The 20778-nt window shown below is 35.7% G+C and carries 16 protein-coding genes; 7 read left to right on the forward strand and 9 right to left on the reverse strand.

Translation table 11 applies throughout. The features are described 5' to 3' along the window. Positions 1 to 85 precede the first annotated feature (85 nt). Positions 86 to 2281, reverse strand: a complete 2196-nt coding sequence (locus tag DLK05_RS00415; RefSeq protein WP_127341994.1) for a RelA/SpoT family protein — start codon at positions 2279 to 2281, stop codon at positions 86 to 88. A 185-nt stretch (positions 2282 to 2466) separates the two neighbouring features. Between DLK05_RS00415 and DLK05_RS00420 the strand changes: the two genes are divergently transcribed. The 5 genes from DLK05_RS00420 (at position 2467) to DLK05_RS00440 (ending at position 7067) form a co-directional block, all read left to right on the forward strand. Next, positions 2467 to 3294, forward strand: a complete 828-nt coding sequence (locus tag DLK05_RS00420) for a uroporphyrinogen-III synthase (RefSeq protein ID WP_127341995.1) — start codon at positions 2467 to 2469, stop codon at positions 3292 to 3294. 10 nt (positions 3295 to 3304) lie between these two features. Next, complete coding sequence (gene hemL, locus DLK05_RS00425; RefSeq protein ID WP_127341996.1) at positions 3305 to 4597, forward strand: glutamate-1-semialdehyde 2,1-aminomutase; 1293 nt, start codon at positions 3305 to 3307, stop codon at positions 4595 to 4597. 57 nt (positions 4598 to 4654) lie between these two features. Next, entirely contained in the window at positions 4655 to 5596 is a 942-nt protein-coding gene (locus tag DLK05_RS00430) for a pyridoxal-phosphate dependent enzyme (protein WP_209319626.1), read from the forward strand. Positions 5597 to 5622: 26 nt separating this feature from the next. Then, entirely contained in the window at positions 5623 to 6135 is a 513-nt protein-coding gene (locus DLK05_RS00435) for a HEAT-like fold family protein (protein ID WP_127341997.1), read from the forward strand. Between the two features lie 119 nt (positions 6136 to 6254). Next, positions 6255 to 7067, forward strand: coding sequence for a hypothetical protein (locus tag DLK05_RS00440; protein ID WP_127341998.1), 813 nt, complete (start codon positions 6255 to 6257; stop codon positions 7065 to 7067). 421 nt (positions 7068 to 7488) lie between these two features. On the opposite strand, the gene hemE is transcribed toward DLK05_RS00440, so the two are convergent. From hemE to hemA, 4 genes are all read right to left on the reverse strand, one after another. Beyond that, entirely contained in the window at positions 7489 to 8520 is a 1032-nt protein-coding gene (hemE, locus tag DLK05_RS00445) for a uroporphyrinogen decarboxylase (protein WP_127341999.1), read from the reverse strand. A gap of 96 nt (positions 8521 to 8616) precedes the next feature. Next, positions 8617 to 9609: a porphobilinogen synthase gene (hemB, locus tag DLK05_RS00450; protein ID WP_127342000.1), complete on the reverse strand. Its 993-nt coding sequence runs from the start codon at positions 9607 to 9609 to the stop codon at positions 8617 to 8619. A 167-nt stretch (positions 9610 to 9776) separates the two neighbouring features. Then, positions 9777 to 10703 carry a hydroxymethylbilane synthase gene (hemC, locus tag DLK05_RS00455; RefSeq protein WP_127342001.1) on the reverse strand — a complete coding sequence of 309 codons (927 nt, stop codon included), beginning with the start codon at positions 10701 to 10703 and terminating at the stop codon, positions 9777 to 9779. Between the two features lie 159 nt (positions 10704 to 10862). Beyond that, positions 10863 to 12116, reverse strand: coding sequence for a glutamyl-tRNA reductase (hemA, locus tag DLK05_RS00460; protein WP_127342002.1), 1254 nt, complete (start codon positions 12114 to 12116; stop codon positions 10863 to 10865). A gap of 287 nt (positions 12117 to 12403) precedes the next feature. Between hemA and DLK05_RS00465 the strand changes: the two genes are divergently transcribed. Together DLK05_RS00465 and DLK05_RS00470 are read left to right on the forward strand one after the other, a co-directional pair. Then, positions 12404 to 13243: a Rossmann-fold NAD(P)-binding domain-containing protein gene (locus DLK05_RS00465; RefSeq protein ID WP_127342003.1), complete on the forward strand. Its 840-nt coding sequence runs from the start codon at positions 12404 to 12406 to the stop codon at positions 13241 to 13243. 352 nt (positions 13244 to 13595) lie between these two features. Continuing rightward, positions 13596 to 13871, forward strand: a complete 276-nt coding sequence (locus DLK05_RS00470; RefSeq protein WP_127342004.1) for a hypothetical protein — start codon at positions 13596 to 13598, stop codon at positions 13869 to 13871. Between the two features lies 1 nt (position 13872). Here DLK05_RS00470 and DLK05_RS00475 read toward each other — a convergent pair whose 3' ends face one another. From DLK05_RS00475 to DLK05_RS00490, 4 genes are all read right to left on the reverse strand, one after another. Next, a complete protein-coding gene (locus tag DLK05_RS00475; protein ID WP_127342005.1) occupies positions 13873 to 14376 on the reverse strand; it encodes a hypothetical protein in 504 nt (167 codons plus the stop codon). A gap of 8 nt (positions 14377 to 14384) precedes the next feature. Then, on the reverse strand, positions 14385 to 16091 hold the full coding sequence (locus tag DLK05_RS00480) for a histidinol-phosphatase HisJ family protein (protein WP_127342006.1): 1707 nt from the start codon (positions 16089 to 16091) through the stop codon (positions 14385 to 14387). A gap of 152 nt (positions 16092 to 16243) precedes the next feature. After that, entirely contained in the window at positions 16244 to 17503 is a 1260-nt protein-coding gene (locus DLK05_RS00485) for a TolC family protein (RefSeq protein WP_127342007.1), read from the reverse strand. A gap of 11 nt (positions 17504 to 17514) precedes the next feature. Beyond that, a complete protein-coding gene (locus DLK05_RS00490; RefSeq protein ID WP_127342008.1) occupies positions 17515 to 20655 on the reverse strand; it encodes an efflux RND transporter permease subunit in 3141 nt (1046 codons plus the stop codon). Positions 20656 to 20778: the final 123 nt, after the last annotated feature.

The following is a 20778-nucleotide window of genomic DNA, read 5'->3' on the forward strand; positions in this document are numbered from 1 at the left end:
AGCTACAATAGCTTACAAGGATATTTCTAATGTCGAATTATCTCTTTATACTAAAAAAGGAAATCCATAAAAATAAAAAATCTTTTTATTCAAGTAAATTATATCTGGATACACGAACAACTCCTTTGATTCTTTTTAATTTCACGATTAAAGTATCCAGATGTTCTGTATTAGAAACCACCACAGTTAATTTCCCATCAAAACTACCGTCATTAGTATCTACAGAAATAGATCTCATTTGTACCCGAAGATCTTTAGAGATAACATCTGAAATATTACTAACAATTCCTAACTCATCATTACCGGTGACATGGATTACTGCCTGATAGGATGCAGAGCCTTTCTCCGACCAATTCGCTTTTACCACACGATAAGGATATCGGGTTTGCATTTCTTTCGCATTTGAGCATCCAACCCGATGAATACGAATTCCCTTACCTATCGTAAGAAAACCAAAAATATCATCTCCAAATATAGGATTACAGCATTTTGCCAGTGAGTAATCCACATTGGATATATTTTGATCTACAATTAGTACATCGTCCCCTTCCTTTACAATTTTCCGTGGAGAATAAGCTGGGACTTCTGTTGCTACAAGTTTTTCCTCTTCCTCTTGTTTCGTCAGAATATCTTTAATTTCAGACAAATCATGTAAGTCTGTAGCAATACCAAAATACAGATCCATTGCCAACTTGTATTTGTAATGGCTCATCAGCTTTCGGACATTCTCATCACAAAATTCAATCTTCCAATTCTTCATTCTGCGTTTCAGCGTTTCTTTTCCAAGATCTGCCTCCTTCATCATATTCTCCTTCATGGAGAGTCGAATTTTGTTCTTAGCCTTTGTAGTTTTAACAAAACTCAACCAATCGGATTTTGGTTTTTGGGAATTAGAAGTGGTGATAGCAACCTGGTCTCCGTTTTTTAGTTCCTGACGAATGGAAACATTGCGTTGGTTTATTGTACCACCAATACATTTATCTCCTAAATCGGAGTGTATAGAATAAGCAAAATCAAGTAAAGTAGCTCCTGCCGGCAATTGTTTTAAATCCCCTTTAGGCGTAAAAACATAGATTTCCTTATTATATAAATCAGCTTTAAATTCATCAATTAAATCAATAGAATTTCCTTGTTGACTCTCTAAAACTTCACGAATATCCTGCAACCAATTATCCAGTCCTCCTTCCTCTTTTTGTCCCTTATATTTCCAGTGAGCAGCGAATCCCTGTTCTGCAATTTTATTCATCCTTTTGGTACGGATTTGCACTTCTACCCATCTGTTTTGCGGACCTAATACAGTGGTATGTAAAGATTCATAACCATTCGATTTCGGAATAGTAATCCAATCTCTTAGTCTTTCCGGATTTGGTCTGTACAAATCACTTACAGCAGAATATACTTTCCAGCAATCTGATTTTTCTTTTCGGGGTGACGATTTTAAGATAATACGAATGGCAAAAATATCATATACTTCCTCAAATTCCACCTGTTTTTTTTCCATCTTATTCAGGATGGAAGCAATTGTCTTGGTACGCGCTTTAATCTTGTATTTTAGATGATGCTGATCTAATTCCTTTTTTATGGGAGTAACGAAATCTTCGATAAAACTCAATCGCTGTTCTTCCGTGTCCTTCAGTTTTTGAAGAATTTCAAAATAAATATCAGGTTTAAGGTAACGCAAAGCCAAATCTTCCATATCCGATTTGACATTATACATGCCCAATCGGTGTGCAAGAGGAATATACAGAAACTCAATTTCTGTTGCCAGTGCTTTTTGTTCCTGTACTGACTTATTACCAACATTTCTCAGATGAAACAAACGATCTGCGAGTATGATCAATACCACCCGAACATCATCAGCAAAACTTAGTAATAGTTTTCTGAAATTATCGGAATGTTGGCTTGTATTTTGTTTGTAAATGTCCGTTACCTTAACCAAACCACTAATAATCTGGGCTACTTTGGAGCCAAATAAACGTTTAATCTCCGAGATGCTTATACGATCTTTTTGAACAATATCGTAAAGCAAGGAACAGATAACTGAAGTTCTCCCCAATCCCAGTTCTTCCACCACAATTTGAGATATTGAAAGTGTTCTGTAAATCGCCGGCTCCCCATTACTACGCCGCTTCCCATCCTGGTCTTGTAAAGATAAATCGAATGCTCTTCTTACCAGTTTAATATCGGCTCTGGTAACAATATTCTTGCAGGTTTCCAGTAAATGTTTATATCTAAATAAGATCTGCCTTCTTTCTTCTGCTGCTTGCAATAGTTCTGTCATAATTACTTACTTAGCTAATATTCACTTGTACTCAAGTTGTTTATTACCTGATAATTCAGGCACCTTCCTATTTATAGAATCAACCCTTTGTTTTGAGCACAATAAAAGTATAAAAGCAATTAAAGACTGGCAAGCGGATTCCGACTTTTTAACGATTCATCTAAAAATAAAACAGGAATCATTTTGTGCAGAAGAACATAGAGATTCTAAATTTCCACAGCATTTTATTTTATTGTATTTCACCTGCCAATAAATCGTCGGATTTACTAAATTTGTTAGCTCAGCAATTAAATGATGAAAATCCGAGCATGGCAGATATTAATTTCAAAAATATTCTTTTTACAAGATCCATTTCGGAGGAACAACGTCAATTTGGTAAAAATATGGGGCTTTTAATTAGCGATTTTCCTTTTATCGAAATTGAATTACAAAGTATTTCCCAAACACAAATCGAATGGATTAATTCTCATAAGGAAGCTGCGTGGATATTTACTAGTCAGAATGCAGTAAGAAGTATTTCCAGAATTCTTCCACAACTCAACGAAAGCTCAAAAAAGCAATCTTATGCAGTTGGGAAGAAGACCGCTCTGGAATTGGAAAAATTGGGGATTCAACCTTTGATTCCCGATCAGCACAATGCGATTGCTTTAGTAGAAATCTTAAAACAAAGTCCAACAAAATCATACATTTATTTTACAGGGAATTTAAGACGAAACACGATTATCAACTACTTTACGGATAATGAAATTGCATATCAGGAAATCCCCTGCTATCAAACCAAATTGATTCAGCCGGAAATAGAAATTAAATCCTACGATGCCATCTGTTTTTGCAGTCCGAGTGCAGTAATCAGCTTTTTTAAAAAGTACCGTCCTGATAATAATATTCCCTGTATTGCCATTGGAAATACTACAGCAATAAAGTTGTTAGAATATACCGAATCTGTTGTGCTTGCCGGGCAAACAAACATACCTGCCATGTTAGAAATATGTCACAACTATTTAAAATTATAAAATCAACACTATGTATCAATACAAAAGAAGCTCTGAATTATTTGATGAAGCCAAAAAATACATTCCCGGAGGAGTAAACTCGCCTGTTCGTGCTTATAAATCGGTTGGTGGAACTCCTATTTTTATCGAGAAAGCAAAAGGAAGTATCCTTACTGATGTAGATGGAAATGAATATATCGATTATATTTCCTCCTGGGGGCCAATGATTCTGGGACATGCCTACCCGAAAGTAATTAAAGCTATTAAGGAAAAAGTAGAAGATTCCACCTCTTTTGGCGCACCCACCGAATTGGAAGTTGATATTGCCAAATTAATTGTGAATATGGTTCCTAATATCGACATGGTGAGAATGGTAAACTCAGGTACCGAAGCATGTATGAGTGCCATACGTGTTGCGCGAGGGTATACCGGCAAAAACAAATTCATCAAATTTGAAGGATGCTATCACGGACATGCCGATTCATTCCTTATTAAAGCTGGAAGTGGTGCAAGTACCTTCGGAGAACCTAATTCTCCGGGAGTAACTCCAGGAACAGCAAACGACACACTTACTGCAAAATACAATGATATTGAAAGCGTAAAAGAAGTAGTTGCCGAAAATAAAGGCGAAATCGCAGCAATTATAGTGGAAGCTATTGCCGGTAATATGGGTTGTGTTCTTCCTAAAAAAGGATTCCTCGAAGACTTAAGAGAACTTTGTACTAAGGAAGGTATTTTACTGATATTTGACGAGGTAATGTCAGGTTTTAGATTAGCAAAAGGTGGTGCTCAGGAATATTTTGGTATTAAAGCTGATTTGGTAACTTTTGGTAAGGTGATAGGTGGCGGAATGCCAGTTGGTGCATATGCCGGTTCGAGTGAGATCATGAATATCGTATCGCCCGTAGGTCCCGTGTATCAGGCAGGAACCTTGTCGGGTAATCCCATAGCTATGATTGCAGGATACACCCTTTTAAAAGAACTGAATGCCAACCCACAGCTATTTACCGAATTGGCAGACAAAACCGAATACCTTCACAAGGGATTGGATAAAGTATTACAAGCTTCCGGATTCGATTACCGAATCAACCGTTGTGGTTCTATGCTTAGCATTTTCTTTACGGATACGGATGTGGTGGATTTCGATAGCGCAGCTACTGCCAATAACGCGAAATTCCCAAAATTCTTTCATGAAATGTTGAAACGGGGAATTTACTTGCCTCCCTCCTCTTTCGAAAGTTATTTCCTATCCAATTCATTGACTTACGAGATGCTGGATAAAACCATTCAGGCAGCAAAAGAATCGCTGGAAGCAATGAAATAGTAATAAACCCGGCAGGATTTAAATTCCTGCCGGGACACAACCCCAAAATCCCAAAATATGATGATCTCCAAAGAAAATTTACTGGAAACACAACAAAGAATACAGGCCTTCATTCATCGAACTCCTGTCCTTAGCTCCCAACTCATTAATGAAATGATTGGTGCTGACATCTATTTTAAATGTGAGAATTTTCAGAAGATGGGAGCATTTAAAATGCGAGGTGCTACCAATGCAATCCTTCAGTTATCGGAAATAGAAAAAGGCTTTGGTGTGGCAACCCACTCCTCGGGAAATTTTGCTCAGGCTCTGGCTCTGGCTGCCAAACTGCAAGGAATGAAAGCCTATATTGTAATGCCGTCGAATGCGCCACAAGTAAAAAAGAATGCTGTAAAAGGCTATGGCGGTGAAATAATCGAGTGCACTCCTACTCTGGAAGCCCGCGAAACCACGCTTACTGAAGTAGTTAACAAAACAGGAGCAGTATTCTTACATCCGTACAACGATTATCATGTAATAGAAGGACAAGCAACTGCGGCTATGGAATTAATCGAGGATCATAACGATCTGGAAGTTATTTTTGCACCAGTTGGTGGCGGAGGATTACTTTCCGGAACTGCTTTGGCTGCTCATTATTTTTCTCCAGATACAAAAGTTATTGCAGGAGAACCTATGGGAGCTGATGATGCCTGGCAATCTTTTCAAAAGGGTGAAATTGTTCTACAAACTAATCCTCAAACCATTGCAGACGGTCTGCTTACCTCCTTGGGCGATAAAACTTTTCCAATAATTAAAGATCACGTAAGTGATATTATTCGCGTAGAGGAAGAGGAGATTATTGCTGCGATGCGTTTAATTTGGGAGCGAATGAAAATTGTTGTCGAACCATCGAGTGCTGTGGCCTTAGCGGCCTTAATCAAAGAAAAATCCAAATATAAAGGCAAAAAAATTGGAATTATTCTTTCTGGCGGGAATGTAGAATTGACAAAACTTCCTTTTTAATTATTCGCCTACAATTCTGTAGCTAAATGGATTTTGAGAAATTATTAGAACCCTTTCCGGTAAAAAAAGAGGCCGAATTAATTGCACAGAGCATTGCCAATGATCCCAAAAACATGAACAAGCTTTGGGAATTTGCCATTGGCAATGCTAAAAATTCCTGGCGGGCATCCTGGCTAATGGATAAAGTGTATGACATTGCACCTGAATTGATACGCCCCTACCTGAATGACATGATTGCTTTACTACCTGATTTAACAAACGAAAGCAAAAAGCGACAGTTTTTAAAGATTATCAGTTTAGAGCCACTTCCCGAAAATATATCAGGAAAATTCATCAATCATTGCTTCGACTTATTAATGACTGGCACAACAGCAGTTGCTGTCCAGGTATATGCCATGCAAATTCTATATAATTTTTCTATCCGTGAACCGGATATCCAAAACGAATTGGCATTAATCCTCACCGAACAAATGGAAAATGGAACAGCTGGATTTTGTTCCCGTGCCAGAAAGATATTAAAGGCAATCTCCAATAGCTGACGTGTTTAAAAAAACAATTGAGCATTCTATTACCATTTCAATAAAAAATTACCCTTGGCTGTATTATTTATCAGTAAAAACTAGTAATTTGCATACTGTACAATTTAATTACAAACCTTATGCAAAAAGAAAACATTGAATTAAAGACAATAGAAGAAAAGCTGCAATCGCTTACAGAAAATTTTCCCAACTCCTCTCTAATAAATAGTAATGTATCTCCTCAGCATATTACTGATATTCTTGAAAGTATTCCTACCAAAAAAATTATCAAAACATGTATTCCCATTGGCATTTATCTACAAGAAGCAGAAAATCTGGCACAATGGTGTCTTACAGATATTGTTCCGCTTAGCAAACTTGGAGTTGACAGGGAGAAATTGGAAGACCTGCAATTACGAACCAAGATATTAAGGCAAACTCAAACCCAATGGGTTCAGGATAAGAATTCCATCCCTGAGGATAAAAAGCCATGGGAGACAATCGAGAAACAGCTATGGACTTTACAAGATGAACTGCTGTTTGCCTTTCGATTTGCTTTTCGCGATCATCCCGAACTAAGAGATAAAGTAAAATGGAATCCCAAAAGAAAAAATCAAAGATTTATCATACAAGACCTGCGTGATCTGGCTGAAATAGGCAATGAAAATTTGGGACTTCTAAGCGCAATCAACTTTAAGCCAGAGCTATTAGAAGAAGCCATCCTATTGTCTCAAAAATCAGCCGTAATGCTGGCAAACTACCATATGTCTCATAAGAAAAGTACCGATTCAAAACTTTTGCGTGATAAGGCCTATACTTATTTAAAAAATTTAGTAGACGAAATTCGGAATGCAGGTAAATATCTGTTTCGTGATAATCCGGAACGCCTTAAGGGATATAAAAGCGAGTTCTGGCAAGGCCAAAATAGGAATCGCAGAAATAAAAAGATTTAAATTCTGGTTCTGATCTTATACTTGCAGTCCTTACAGCTAAAAATTCTGTTCTTCATTAAAGTCAGAATCTTGTAATACCTTAAAACACTACAAACTAGCAGTCTTTTCACTCTAAACATTAATATTTTCATCAAATTATTATCCTTTTCATTCTTTTGATCCCTCTTTTCATTCTAAACACCCTTCTTGTCACACTTTTTATCTGTCTTTTCAGAAAAGCTGTGCTTTTAGACTAACAAGAACTCAATTTAGCTAACAAGAGAATCATTTAGCGTGACAATTAATTGATATAGTATAACAAGACTAATTTTTTGATGACAAGAATAGCTTTTAGAAAATAATTTATGCTACTGGATAGAATCAAAAAAAAGAGATACCAAATCTGGCATCTCTTTATAAATTATATCCCGAAAGGGAAATGCTATCTTCCCCAATCTGCTTCTTTTACTTTATTCACGAGGTATTTCACATTCTCAACCGGAATTGAAGGCAATAAACCATGTCCTAAATTGAAAATCCATTTAGGATCTTTTCTACCATAGTTTAGATAGTATTCGAATTCCTGATCGATTACTTTCGGACTTGCATTTAATATCCGTGGATCGAAATTTCCCTGAATAATCATCTCTTCGCCAACCATGCCACGTACTTCGTGCAATGGAGTTTGCCAATCTACACTCACACAATCGCATAAATCATAGTTCACCATATTTAAGCCTGTGCCAATACCCTTAGGTAGGTAAATGGTTTTTACACCTTTTGCCCGAACAGCACCTAAAATAGCTTTAACTGCCGGAAGAAATACCTCCTTATACAGTTCAACAGGAATTAATCCTGCATGCGTTTCGAATAGTTGAAAAGCTTTAATGCCGTGTTCTACTTGCTTTAATGCGTAATGAATACTCATTTCGGTGATTTTCGCAACCACTTTCTTCATCATTGCTTTATCGCGATAAATTGCAGGAACAAAATCAGGAAAATTCAAATTCTGACTAAAGCCTTGGTACATGTAACAAAGCGTAGTTAACGGTCCACCACAAAAACCAATCAAAGGAATCTCCTGTGGTTTGGTTTCCAATATCCTGTCAATAGCCTTATATATATGCTCCAATTTTTCTGGTTTATCCTGAAGGAAAGTCAATGGATTCTCCACATCCTTTAATGCGGTAGCAAAGCTTGGGCCTTTTCCTTCGAAGCTCAACTCCATCCCTAATGCCTCGGGAATCACCAGAATATCAGAAAATAAAATAGCTGCATCAACACCCAAATCATAAACCGGCATAAGGGTTACCTGCGAAGCAAGTTCTGGAATTTCCATCATTTCTTTAAAACCGTGCTTTTCGCGCAATTTCATATACGAAGGAAGCACTCTCCCCGCCTGACGCATAAACCACACTGGCGGTCTCTCCCTTCTAAGTCCGTTAATGGTATCTAAAAAAATGGATTCGCTCATATTATTTCAAATATTTTGTAAGCAATGCTTATAATTTCTGCAAATGTTATAAAAAAAGGGGATTCTCACTTGACGAGAGAATCCCGGTATATAATGCTACTTTTTACCATTTAAAATTTCGGCTACATCTTTGGCATGATAGGTGATAATAATATCAGCACCAGCTCTTTTAATCGAAGTCATTACTTCCATCATCACACGATTGCCATCAATCCAGTCGTTGGCAGCCGCAGCTTTTATCATCGAAAATTCACCGCTTACATTATAGGCAGCCACAGGCACATTAAATTCATGTTTTACTCTGTAAATCACATCCAGGTAGCTCAATGCAGGTTTCACCATCACAATATCAGCACCTTCGGCAATGTCCATTTCCACTTCGCGTAAAGCTTCATCGCTATTGCGAATATCCATTTGATAAGTAGATCTGTCCCCAAACTGTGGAGCACTCTCGGCAGCATCACGGAATGGACCGTAAAAACCGGAAGCATATTTTGCAGAATAAGCCATCAATGGAATTTTCTCATAACCATTTTCATCTAAAGCTTTTCTCATATGTCCCACACGACCATCCATCATATCACTTGGGGCAACCATATCAACACCTGCCTTAGCTAAGGATACCGCTTGCGCTGATAAAGTAACCAATGTTTGATCATTATCAACATCTCCGTCAACGATAGTTCCACAATGACCGTGAGTTGTATATTCACAATTACAAATATCAGCAATGATAAACATCTTTGGATATTTGGCTTTAATAGCGCGAACTGCTACCTGCACAATACTATGATCGTGAGTTGCAACACTTCCGTCTTCATCCTTCGATTCCGGAATTCCGAATAATAAAACGGAACGAACACCTGCCTCCAGTAACTCACCACACTTCTCTACCAAAAGATCAACAGATAACTGATCGTTACCAGGCATACTTTTAATAGGATTCTGAACTTTTTCACCAGGACAAACAAAAAGAGGCATGATTAAATCATCAGCAGAAAGCGATGTTTCTGCAACCATATCGCGAACAACTTTACTGTAACGCAATCTTCTCATTCTGGTTTCCGGAAATAATGGTCGTAAACTCATAGTGTATGTTTTTTTGTGTATAATTAGATATAAGTAAGGTAAGTTCCAGTCTGCTATGCATTAGCAAAAGAACCTCTCCTTCCTGTTTTCAAAATAGATCTTGTTCTGATTATTAAGGTGAAATAGTATAAAGTATCTACTAAATTTCATATTTCACCTATGGGACACTAAATATAGAAATTAATTCCCTTTTGCTTACAAGTATCCTTCATTTGATCTGCCAATTCCTTAGCCTTTTCAACAGATTCGGCTACAGCAACCTCCATATTCTCAATTATAAATTCTCCGGTCTTTAGATCTCCAACGATAGCAATCATCGTTAGAATATCATCAGTTACCACGGCATGAGCCGCTAAAGGAAACTTACAGCCACCTTCTATTTGAGACATAAAAGCTCTTTCCGACAAAACAGCTTCCTGAGTAGCTTGATGATTAATCTTTTTAATGATTTTCGCAGTTCTGCTATCCTCCTCACGACATTCTATTGCAATGGCTCCTTGTCCAATAGCAGGAATACATTGATCTACATCTAAAAGAAGATTTTCGTCATATTCTTTTCCAAGACGATTCATTCCTGCGGCTGCCAGAATAATTGCATCGTACTCACCATCCATTAATTTTTGTATGCGGGTATCAATATTCCCTCTGATCTCTTTAAATTTAATATCGGGTCTTACGTGAGCCAATTGAACTCTTCTTCTTGGGCTACCTGTTCCCAATACAAAGCCTTCAGGCATATCATCAATTCCCTTTCCGCTTCTACTCAAAAAAACATCTCTGGTGTCTTGTCTTTCGGGAAATGATTGCAAGCTTAATCCTTTTGGGTGAAAGCTGGGCACGTCCTTCAAGCTATGAATTGCAATATCCGCTTCCTTTTCGAGCAATGCATGTTCCAGTTCTTTCACAAAAAGACCAGTACCACCAAATTCCGTCAAGGAGCGATTTAAAACCCTATCTCCTTTGGTACTATACTTTATGACTTCGAATTCCACATCAGGATTTGCTTCTTGTAAAAGAGCAACCGTTTGCATGGTTTGCGTATAGGCAAGCAAACTTGGACGAGTGGCGACAACAACTTTATTTTTATCAGTCATTATATTTTATTTTCGGAATGTTAATACTAAGAAATATACATTTCAGCGAGCTAATAAATGTACAAGATATTCTTATTCGGAGATCAGGAAGGACTTAAAGAATAAAAAAGCCATATAAAACAAGGTTTATACAGCTTTTTTATCGAAAGCTTTTCAGCTTTACGAATCCATATCTTTAAAGATCATATCTAATGTTTCCATTGGGCTGGATTGTTGCTTGTGATGATCTTTCAAGTGATTGATACAAGCCCGGGCAATCTTATTCACAATATTATTCGTGATGTGTTCCACCTTTTTCAATTCATCTTCAGATAATTTCTTTTTGTGGTATTCTAATTCTTTTTGCTGCACCTTGTGAAGATTCTCTTTTAAAGCAACGATCACGGGTGATAGATATTTAATCTCTAACCAGCCATAGAACTCTTTAATTGAATCTTCAATTATTTGCTCGGCATGAGGAATGCAAGCTTTCCGGTGCTCTATTGCTTCGGAAATATGCTTGGAAAGTTCATCAACGGTAATCACCAATACATTTTCCAATTCATCAATTGCAGGATCTACATTTCGAGGAACCGATAAATCTAATATCAACTTACAATCCTTTACATCCTTAAAATGATCTAGAAGTAAAGTCGGTTTAGAAGCACCTGTAGCTACAATAATTACTTCGGCCTCTTTCACTTCAGCTTCAAGTTTCGCTTCAGGTTGATAAGTCACATTATACTTATTCGCAAGAGATTCAGCTTTCTCGATTGTTCTGTTTATTAAAGTTAGAGAACGATTGTTCATGTGCTTTAATAAATTACCGCAAGTATCTTTACCTATATCACCAGTACCATAAAGTACAAACTTACAGGTTTCAAGAGTACTAACTTTATCTTTTATATATTGAACAGCAGCATGAGAAACAGAAGCAGCTCCCTTACTTATTTCAGTATCATTTTTTATCTTTTTACTCGCCTGAAAAACAAACGAGAACAGGCGATTTAGAAAGGAATTCATCATTCCATACTTTTCAGATAGCTGACAAGCATTTTTAACTTGTCCTACAATCTGAAAATCACCTATAATTTGAGAATCTAATCCAGCAGTTACCTTATATAAATGATTGATACAATCTTTCCCATAAAGTTTATATCCATTATTGTTGAAATCGTCCCGATCTCCCTTGCAATATTTCAAGAGAAGACTGGTAATTACATCAATATTTGTAGAATGCCCGTAAATTTCAGTTCTATTACAGGTCGATAACACAACCATTCCTGGAATTTCATTCTCTTTAGCCTCTCTTAATAAACTTTCCTGATCGTCTGAAGTAATGGAAAACTTCCCCCTCACATCGAGTGCTGATTTTCTATAACTAATTCCTAAAACGAAGAATTTTTGTAAATTTTCTCGAATTTGTAATGTCATAAAAACGATTTTTTTTTATTGATTTATCGCAAATGATATTAACATCATTAACGTTAACCGGTTTCAAATATAAAGGTAATAATTCAAAAAACCTTGAATTTGCAACATCTATAAAGAATATTACTAAGCACTTTAATTATTATGCTAAGACACAATACCCTAAAAGGATTTTAATATCTTTATTACCTAATTAATTAAAGGCTAATTCATAATTTTAACGAGTTCAATATATTTATTCATTTAAAATTAAGATAGAATTGAATACCGACATTTTTAGATGTAAACACATGAATAAAACGTATTTTAAACGAGAAAACAGCATAAGTATTCTAGGATGCGGTTGGTTGGGACTCCCATTGGCAAGATATTTACTAAAAAAATCGATGGCAATAAAAGGTTCCACTACCAATAGTAAAAAATTAAATGAATTGAAACGGTTTGGAATTGAGCCTTATCAAATATCTTTTGACCCCAATATTAATAAGAACTTCAATCAGGAATTTTTTCATTCTGATATTCTAATTGTAAATTTTCCACCGCAACGTAGACAAGATATTGAAAGTTTTCACCCTTTGCAGTTTAAGTCTCTCCTATCACAGATTAGGAAGAGTACTATCCGTAAAGTGATTTTTATAAGCTCTACTTCTGTCTATGCTAATACAAATGGATTAGTTTATGAAAGCAATAAAATAAATCCAGAAAAAGGTAGTGGCAAAGCTTTACGATTGGTTGAAAGCATGCTTCTTCAGGAGAAAGGGTTTAAAACGAGCATTATTCGATTTGGCGGTTTGATTGGTTATGACAGAAAACCAGGGAGATTCTTTACAGGAAAAAAAGATTTAAAAAACGGAGAAGCTCCGGTAAACCTAATCCATTTAGACGATTGCATTGGAGTAATTAGTCATATTATAGAGAATGAATTATGGGGAGAGATTTATAATGCTTGTTGTCCGGAGCACCCTAACCGTAAAGATTTTTATGAGGCAGCGGCAAAAATTCATCATTTTCAAATCCCTGAATTTAATTCGGGTAAAAGCAATTATAAAATAATTAGTTCAAAGAAATTAATAGAAGAAACACATTATAATTTCCAATTTGAATCTCCGATTGATGCCTTAAAATTTTAATTGTGTAACACTACTTTAGATAACAATCACTTAACTGCTATACAACAACCTTTTACCCTTCTGACAAAACACTAATATTAGCAACAAAAATGACATGCGAACAACATGACTTCATTCAGTTTTCCATCCTATTCGCATCTGGATTTGTTAATAAATCGAGGAAGTAATCATTTTTAAAAAATGTAGGTAGGCTACAATACCCAGGCTGTAAGTTTTTTTCAAATATTTTAGAACAGTAAATATTTGTTTATATTAAAAAAAAACAAAATCATCCTCTATTTTCAGCCCATAATCAATTAATTATAAACTTTTTAAGATTTTTAAGTATTTTGGTAACTAAAATTGCTGAAATATGGTTTATCTACTCGTAAAGCAAACAATTCGAGACTATTATTCCTGGAAGAATGCATTTGATAAGTTTCATGTATATCGAAGAATTGGAGGAGAATTGTCCTGTGAAATTTATCAGACACAAGAAGAAGAAAATCAACTAATCATTCTTTCCGAATGGAGCTGTATTGAAGATGCTAAAGAATTTTTAGAATCTCAAGCTTTTGAAATGATCAAAAAGTTGGAAGAGGAAGAACCTGCTATTATTCAATTCATGCCAGCAAGGGCTGTAAGCTAGATCATAGCAGATTATCAACCCATACCGTTAATTCTGCATTGATATTAGATATTAATTGAGATATAGTTAACCAAAATTGTGACTGGAAGCTATCTTCAAAAACCAATTCTGCTAATTCTTCCAGATTTCCTTTTATTTGCCAAATATCTCTATCCCCTTTATTTAATCCTTGCAATATTTCTATTATCTGAATCTCATTTAAATTAAAATCTTTATTTTCAATTGGTTCTAATCTAATAGGAAAGTCTGGAAATATTTTTTCTATCTCTACTCCAACAAGATTAATGTATGAGTTTAATATATCTATGATAACATTTAAATTATCAGTGGATTGATCATCTTTCAAATCATCTAATTCACCTATAGTATCCTGATAAAATGAGGACATTAATATTAGATATTCCTCAATTTTTTCCAGCTGAAGTTCTTTTACTCCTGGTTGAATTTTATAGAATTCAATAATATTCTGGTTTATGCCAGCTCTATCTTCAATTAATCCACTCAAAATGTATCCTATTCTATTTCGTTCAATAATAAATGACTCGTTTCAAAAAACTGCATTCCCAATTGGGTCAAAATGTTATGAGCCAGAGAAGCATTTCCTTCAATTCCCAAAATAGCATATCCTTTTTGTCCGCGATGTCCTAACCTTAAATCCAGGATATTTATATTTTGTGATGCTAAGGCAGAAAGTAATATAAGCAAGACTCCAGAAGAATTATTGTGCACCGACAAAATCATATGTTGACTTACGGCAATTGGTAAATTCACTCCGTCCACTTCCAGTACATATTTTTTTCCTTTTCTCAATTCAGGTATATCCAGATTATCACCTACCCGGATCTCGATAAAACTATCTCCTCCAGTACCTTTCACAAATTCTACAGCCTCTTTAATTGCATGAATATCACCTGTAAGAGTTAGGAAGGCAGTTGCTGTTCCATCCCTATTTGAGTTTAGGTAAGCTGTTTCCACATTTATTTCTTCAGAAGCCAGCGCATTAAAAATCATAGATAAAACACCAGGTTCATCCTTATGATGTGAAAATAGTCCTTTCACTTTATTGCGAGAGGAGCTTGGTAAAGTATCGCTAATTGTAACAGATTTATTCCCCTTTCTTATGCGAATGGCTTCAAAATCCCCTAAAGTAGTAGAATTTTTGTGATGCTCCAGAAAGGTTCGATAAGATCCACCAAACGAAAATTTAGGAATTCGTCTTTGTTTACGGTCTTCAAATCGTAAATTAAGCAATTCAATTCCCAAATTAAGAACTTTGTATTTCTCCTCCTTAAAACCATTATTGCGCAATGGTCTTTTTTCCGGAATACACTTCGAATAACTCAAATAATGCTGGTATCCTGCTTCATGAGCATATTTAATTCCCCTTTCGTGATGATTACCCAAATTTTGAATAGTGTGGGTATCAGTACCTAGAGAAATAGGAATATCTAATTGTTTTGCTCGCATCAATATCGATATATCTGGATAGATTCCACAGCCTTTATTAATTCCCGCAAGATTTACATCTAAAGTGAGATTAAATTCACTAATCATTTCCAATAAAAAACGCATCCGTCTGGCAAGAAAATGATCAGAATTGTCCAGATCTAATAATGGTTGAGGAATAGGAACAAATAATTTTGGCAAATCTAAATGTCCTACAACCTGAATAATTTCCCACGAAGAATCGACCATTTCTATCAATTCCTCTATGTAACCAGCCCAGTAATTTTCTGCACCACCTCTAATTTTCATCAATTGTTCTGCCTCTTCCAACGAACCATCATAAGGGATTCCTTCTCTGGAAAAATGTAAGGAACCTATGACGAAATCGGCATTTTGGGCCTGGAAAATTTTAGAGCGATTCCATTGCATCCCTAAGTCCGGACCGAGCCATTCTAACTCAATACCATATCGAATACTAATTTGATTTCCATACTTCGATTTTAAACTAGCCATTTGTTTGGGATAGTTAAAATAAGCATGATTTCCACGAATAAACTTCACTCCCAGTCTCCTTTCCGCAGCATATCTGTATCGGGTTAATCTTGGAGTATGAATAATGAATGAAATATTTGGATAGCCTCTTTCAATGGCTAATTCTGTAATTTTTTCCAGTTCGTCAACACCGTGTTTTACATGATCACTACCCGTTCCTGCGTGAATTCCGTGAGTTTCCCAAATAAAATAATCTGGGTTTAGAGTTTTGTTCTGTGGCATTTTTGGTTAATAAGTTTATTAAGACCGTAAATTTAAGGATTTATCAGAATCTGAAAGGATTATCATTAAAAAACCCGCCTTACGATATACGAAAGACGGGCAACCAAAGCACCCACTACAATAACTCTGGTTTCCAAACAAAATTTATGATACTAATTATTAAATGGCTCTAGGAGGCTACCACTCAATTTGAGCATTTTAATTTCTGATAATTTAGCATTATATCTGGCAGCAGCCTTATTATTTTTAGCTTCCATCCAATTTAATTGAGCATCCCGAAAAGTAGTAGCAGAAACTTGCCCCAACTGATAATACGCTTTAGTCTGATCGAAATTAAGGCGTGCTGCGTCCAATGCATCTTCCTCTAAATGAAGTGTTCTAAGATTATATTGATAATCCGTATATGCATTCAGCAGATCCTTTTCCAATTCCAGTAGTTTGTTTTCATATTCAAATGCGGCATTTTGCTTTTCAATTTTGGCATTGACAATATTTCGTTTCTTTTGTTTACCATCAAAAATGGTAAAACTCATATTCAAACCTCCAGTTAATTGCGTGTGCGAATTTGTCCCCATTACTTTCTGATCGGCATAAGAATATGCCGAATTAAAACTAAGTGATGGCAATTGTGCTGATTTGGATTGCCGTAAAACAAACTCATTCTCCTTTAATTCACTTTCCTTTATTAGATATTCAGCATTTTCTTTTAAAGCTTGGCTCTTTAATTTCTCTAAATCCAACAATCTAAAATCGCTTTTATCCGGAATAACTTGAATTTCTGTATCAGCCTTTCTACCCAGTAGAATATTCATTTCCCTGACGGTTTCCTGATAAATTTGTTCGGTCTGTAGATAGTTACTACTGTCTCGATTAAAATCCACCTTGGCATTTAAAACCTCTAATTTATTGATATTACCAAATTCATATTTAGACTGATTTCTATTCAATCGATCTCTTGAAATCTCCATATTTTCTATGGCTACAGATAAATCATCATAGGATTTACTCAATTGATAAAATTCAGATACTACATTTGTTATTATATTTTCAATGCTAAAACGAGCATTTAGTTCTCCTTGTTCTTTTCTAAGATTCAATATTTTGTAATTATATCTTGCCTTTAATCCATTAAATAAGTTGTAGGACACATTTACCGAAGCCGAAGAAGATACCTCGTTGGTACTATGTTCCGAATAATTAGAAGCCCCATTGGCAGATAAAATTGGCAATAAGCCTGCATTTCCTTTTGTTGCATTATTATCAGCAATCTCGGCCTGGTTTTTTGCAATCTTTACATTTAAATTATTCTCTAAAGCAATCGCTATTGACGACTCCAATGTCAGCCCTTGTTGAGCTCTCAATTGAGAAGTTCCACAAAGCAAAATCATTGCAATTATAATTCTATATTTCATTGTACTACCTTCTAATTGTTAATTGTCTGATTTAATTCTCGGATTGCAGGTTCCACTACCTCTCTGCCAGGCATAACACCACTTGTTATCCATTTCATTTTTCTTCGTGCAGAATTCACAACAATGATTAAGACTGGCAATACAATCAGGTTTAGAAAAGTAGCGACCGCTAGTCCGTAAGCCATAGATATTGCTAATGGGATAACCATTCTTGCTTCGGTTTGATTCGAAACAATAATAGGTGCAATTCCTACAATTGTTGTTAATGATGTTAGCACAATTGGTCGAAAACGAGAGGTTGCCGTTTCGTATAAAGCAGACATAAACTCCATTCCCTTGTGCAAATTTTCATTAAAAGTGCTTATTAATAGAATAGAATCATTCACCATTACTCCCATTAAAGCAACCATACCCAAATAGGATGGCATATCTAATGCAACACCATGTATCCAGTGCCCCCAACCAACACCAATAAACCCGAATGGAATTAAAATAAAAATCAGGAAGGTTTGCAGGAAAGATCGAAACGTAAATATTACGATGGAAAACAAAAGAATCAGAATTACTGGTGCGATAACAACTGCTGACTTTTTTGCCTTAGCAAATTCTTCTGCATGTCCACCATATCGAAATCTCAACCCAGGATACTTTGCTTCTAAATCAGGAAGAATATGATTGTCTATTTCATCATTAATTTCAGTCATATTTACCGATTCGCTGGCAGCATCTGCCTCTACAGTTATTTCACGTTGTCCGGCGAGGTGATTGATCTGAACCAGATTACGCTCATAACTAATTTCTGCAATATCCTTTAAAAAGTATTCCCCTCCATCACTTGTTCGAATTCTCATTTTCTCTAGATTCCCAATAGAAGATCGCTCCTCCTTATCATAGCGAACCCAGACTCTCACTTCATCAATTCCTCGCTGAAGTCTTTGAACTTCTTTTCCATAAAATGCAGAACGCACCTGACTACTTACCTCATTTAATGTCAATCCCAACTTATAAGCCTGATCTTTCAAACGTAATCTAATCTCTCGCATGCCTAATCTATCATTATCCAAAACATTGATTAAACCTTCCATTTTAGATAATTTGCTTTTAAATTCTTTCTTTGCTGCATACAAATCGTCCAGATTACTGCTTTGCAGAGAAACTGACACTGACTTTCCAAATCTACTTTGCTGCACATAGTTGAGCCTTTCCGCTTGTGGAATATCCCCTACTTTATCCTTTAATAGCTTTCCAAATTCAGCTGAAACAAAATCCCTATTCCTGCTATTTGTAAAATAAATAGTTAAAGATCCTACGTTTGTTGCAGTTAAATTGAGTGCCGTATTGGTAATGACAGGTTTTCCATTTAAACTCCTTTTCTGAAGTTCCTTTCCTAGATCTTCAGCTGCATCTTCTATTTTATTCAGATAAAACATCGTTGCATTTTCCGGAGTACCAGCGGGCATTTCTAAACTAACATCTATGTAATCGTTGTTATCAACCGAGCTATCTCCTGTTCTGATAATTCCGCCAATTAGCGCCCCTATTGTGATAAAAAGCAGGCCTAAGGTAAAACCGATAGTAACTAACTTATTATTCAAGCAAAATCGTAATAAGGGCTCATAGGTCCATTTTCTTAATTTTAAAATTGCTGTGGTAGATAATTTTTCAAATTTTGATTCCTTTTTATCTCTTATTAAAGCCTTAGAATGAACCACATGAGCCGGCAAAATAAGGAAGGCTTCGATTAAGGAAAATAGAAGTGCAAAAATCACTACAAATGCGAGTTCTCTGAAAAATTCTCCTATTATACCATCAATAAAAAAGAAAGCTACAAAAGCAATCATGGTGGTTAAAACTGCTGAAAATACAGCTGGCATTACTTCTAAAGTTCCATCAATACCTGATTGCAATGCTGACTTTCCATTTTCAAAATGTTGGTAAATATTTTCGCAAATCACAATTCCATCATCAACGAGAATCCCAATCACTAATATCATCCCAAAAAGTGAAATTTTATTTAAAGTTATACCGTACATTCCTGCTACCATAAACATTCCCAAAAAAGAAACTGGGATTCCTAGTGCTACCCAAAACGATAGTCGATGATTTAGAAAAAGGGAAAGAAATAATAAGACTAAAAGAAACCCGATAATACCATTGTTTGCCAATATATCCTGCATAACACTAATCTGAACCGAATTATCGAATAATAAATCCAATTTTACAGTTTGGTGGCTGGCATTAAAAGTCTTTAAATAAGCTTTAATCGTTTCTGATATTTGTAAGATATCTTCTCTCGACGTTTGGGTAATGGCTATCTTTATAGCTGGGTTTCCGTTAATATAGGTGCGATTTGGATCTTCCGACCATTTATCTTTGATGCTAGCCAAATCCGATAGGAGTACTGTCCCTCCATTTTTAGAAGAACGAACTACAATATCTTTAAATCCATCAGCATTATATTGTTTCTCTTTTACCCGAATCCGAAGTTCTTCATCTTCTCCTTTTATCGATCCTCCTGTTTGCTCTATATTTGCTGACTTTACTGCTGCATATATCTCATCAATACTAATTTTATAAGCTTTTAGAGCATCTTCATTAACACCAATTTCAATTTCTTCATCCGGGAAACCGCTTAGGTCGACTTTAGAAATACCACCAATAGCCCGAAGATCATTTTCAATCTCTCTACCATAATTTTTCAGATCTTTCAGATCAACATCACCACTCAATGCCATGGATACTGCTAAAACAGTGAATTCTCTCTTTTTCACGCTAATATTTTCCACACCAACAGGAAAGGAACTAATTCCATCTACAGCATTTTTCACATCTTGCAAAGCCATATTGGAATCATACCCGGTCTCCAGATCCACTGTTACCGTACAAAAATTTTCATCCGAAGTGGAAGTTACTTTTTCAATACCACTTATTCCTTTCAGGTTATCCTCTATTTTAAGCACAACCCCCTTTTCCACTTCTTCCGGTGAAGCACCTGGATAAGCTACCGTTACGATGAGTTTACCAGGATCAATTTGAGGCATCACCGATGAATTAAGGGAATACAAACCAAATAACCCCAGTATTACAAATACTCCTGCCAGTAAATTACCTGCAAATGGATATTTTAAAAAATAACTTATAATTGATTTCATATGCTAATATTTGAATATCGTTGCCACATGAAAGTCGTCGTAATAAGCATCTATTTATAATTAGATAAGCTTAGTGATGGCTTTCATATGATGTTACTTCTTTGCTGTTAATTCAGGAAAATG

The organism is Ancylomarina longa (assembly GCF_003996985.1).
Taxonomy (GTDB): Bacteria; Bacteroidota; Bacteroidia; order Bacteroidales; family Marinifilaceae; genus Ancylomarina_A; species Ancylomarina_A longa.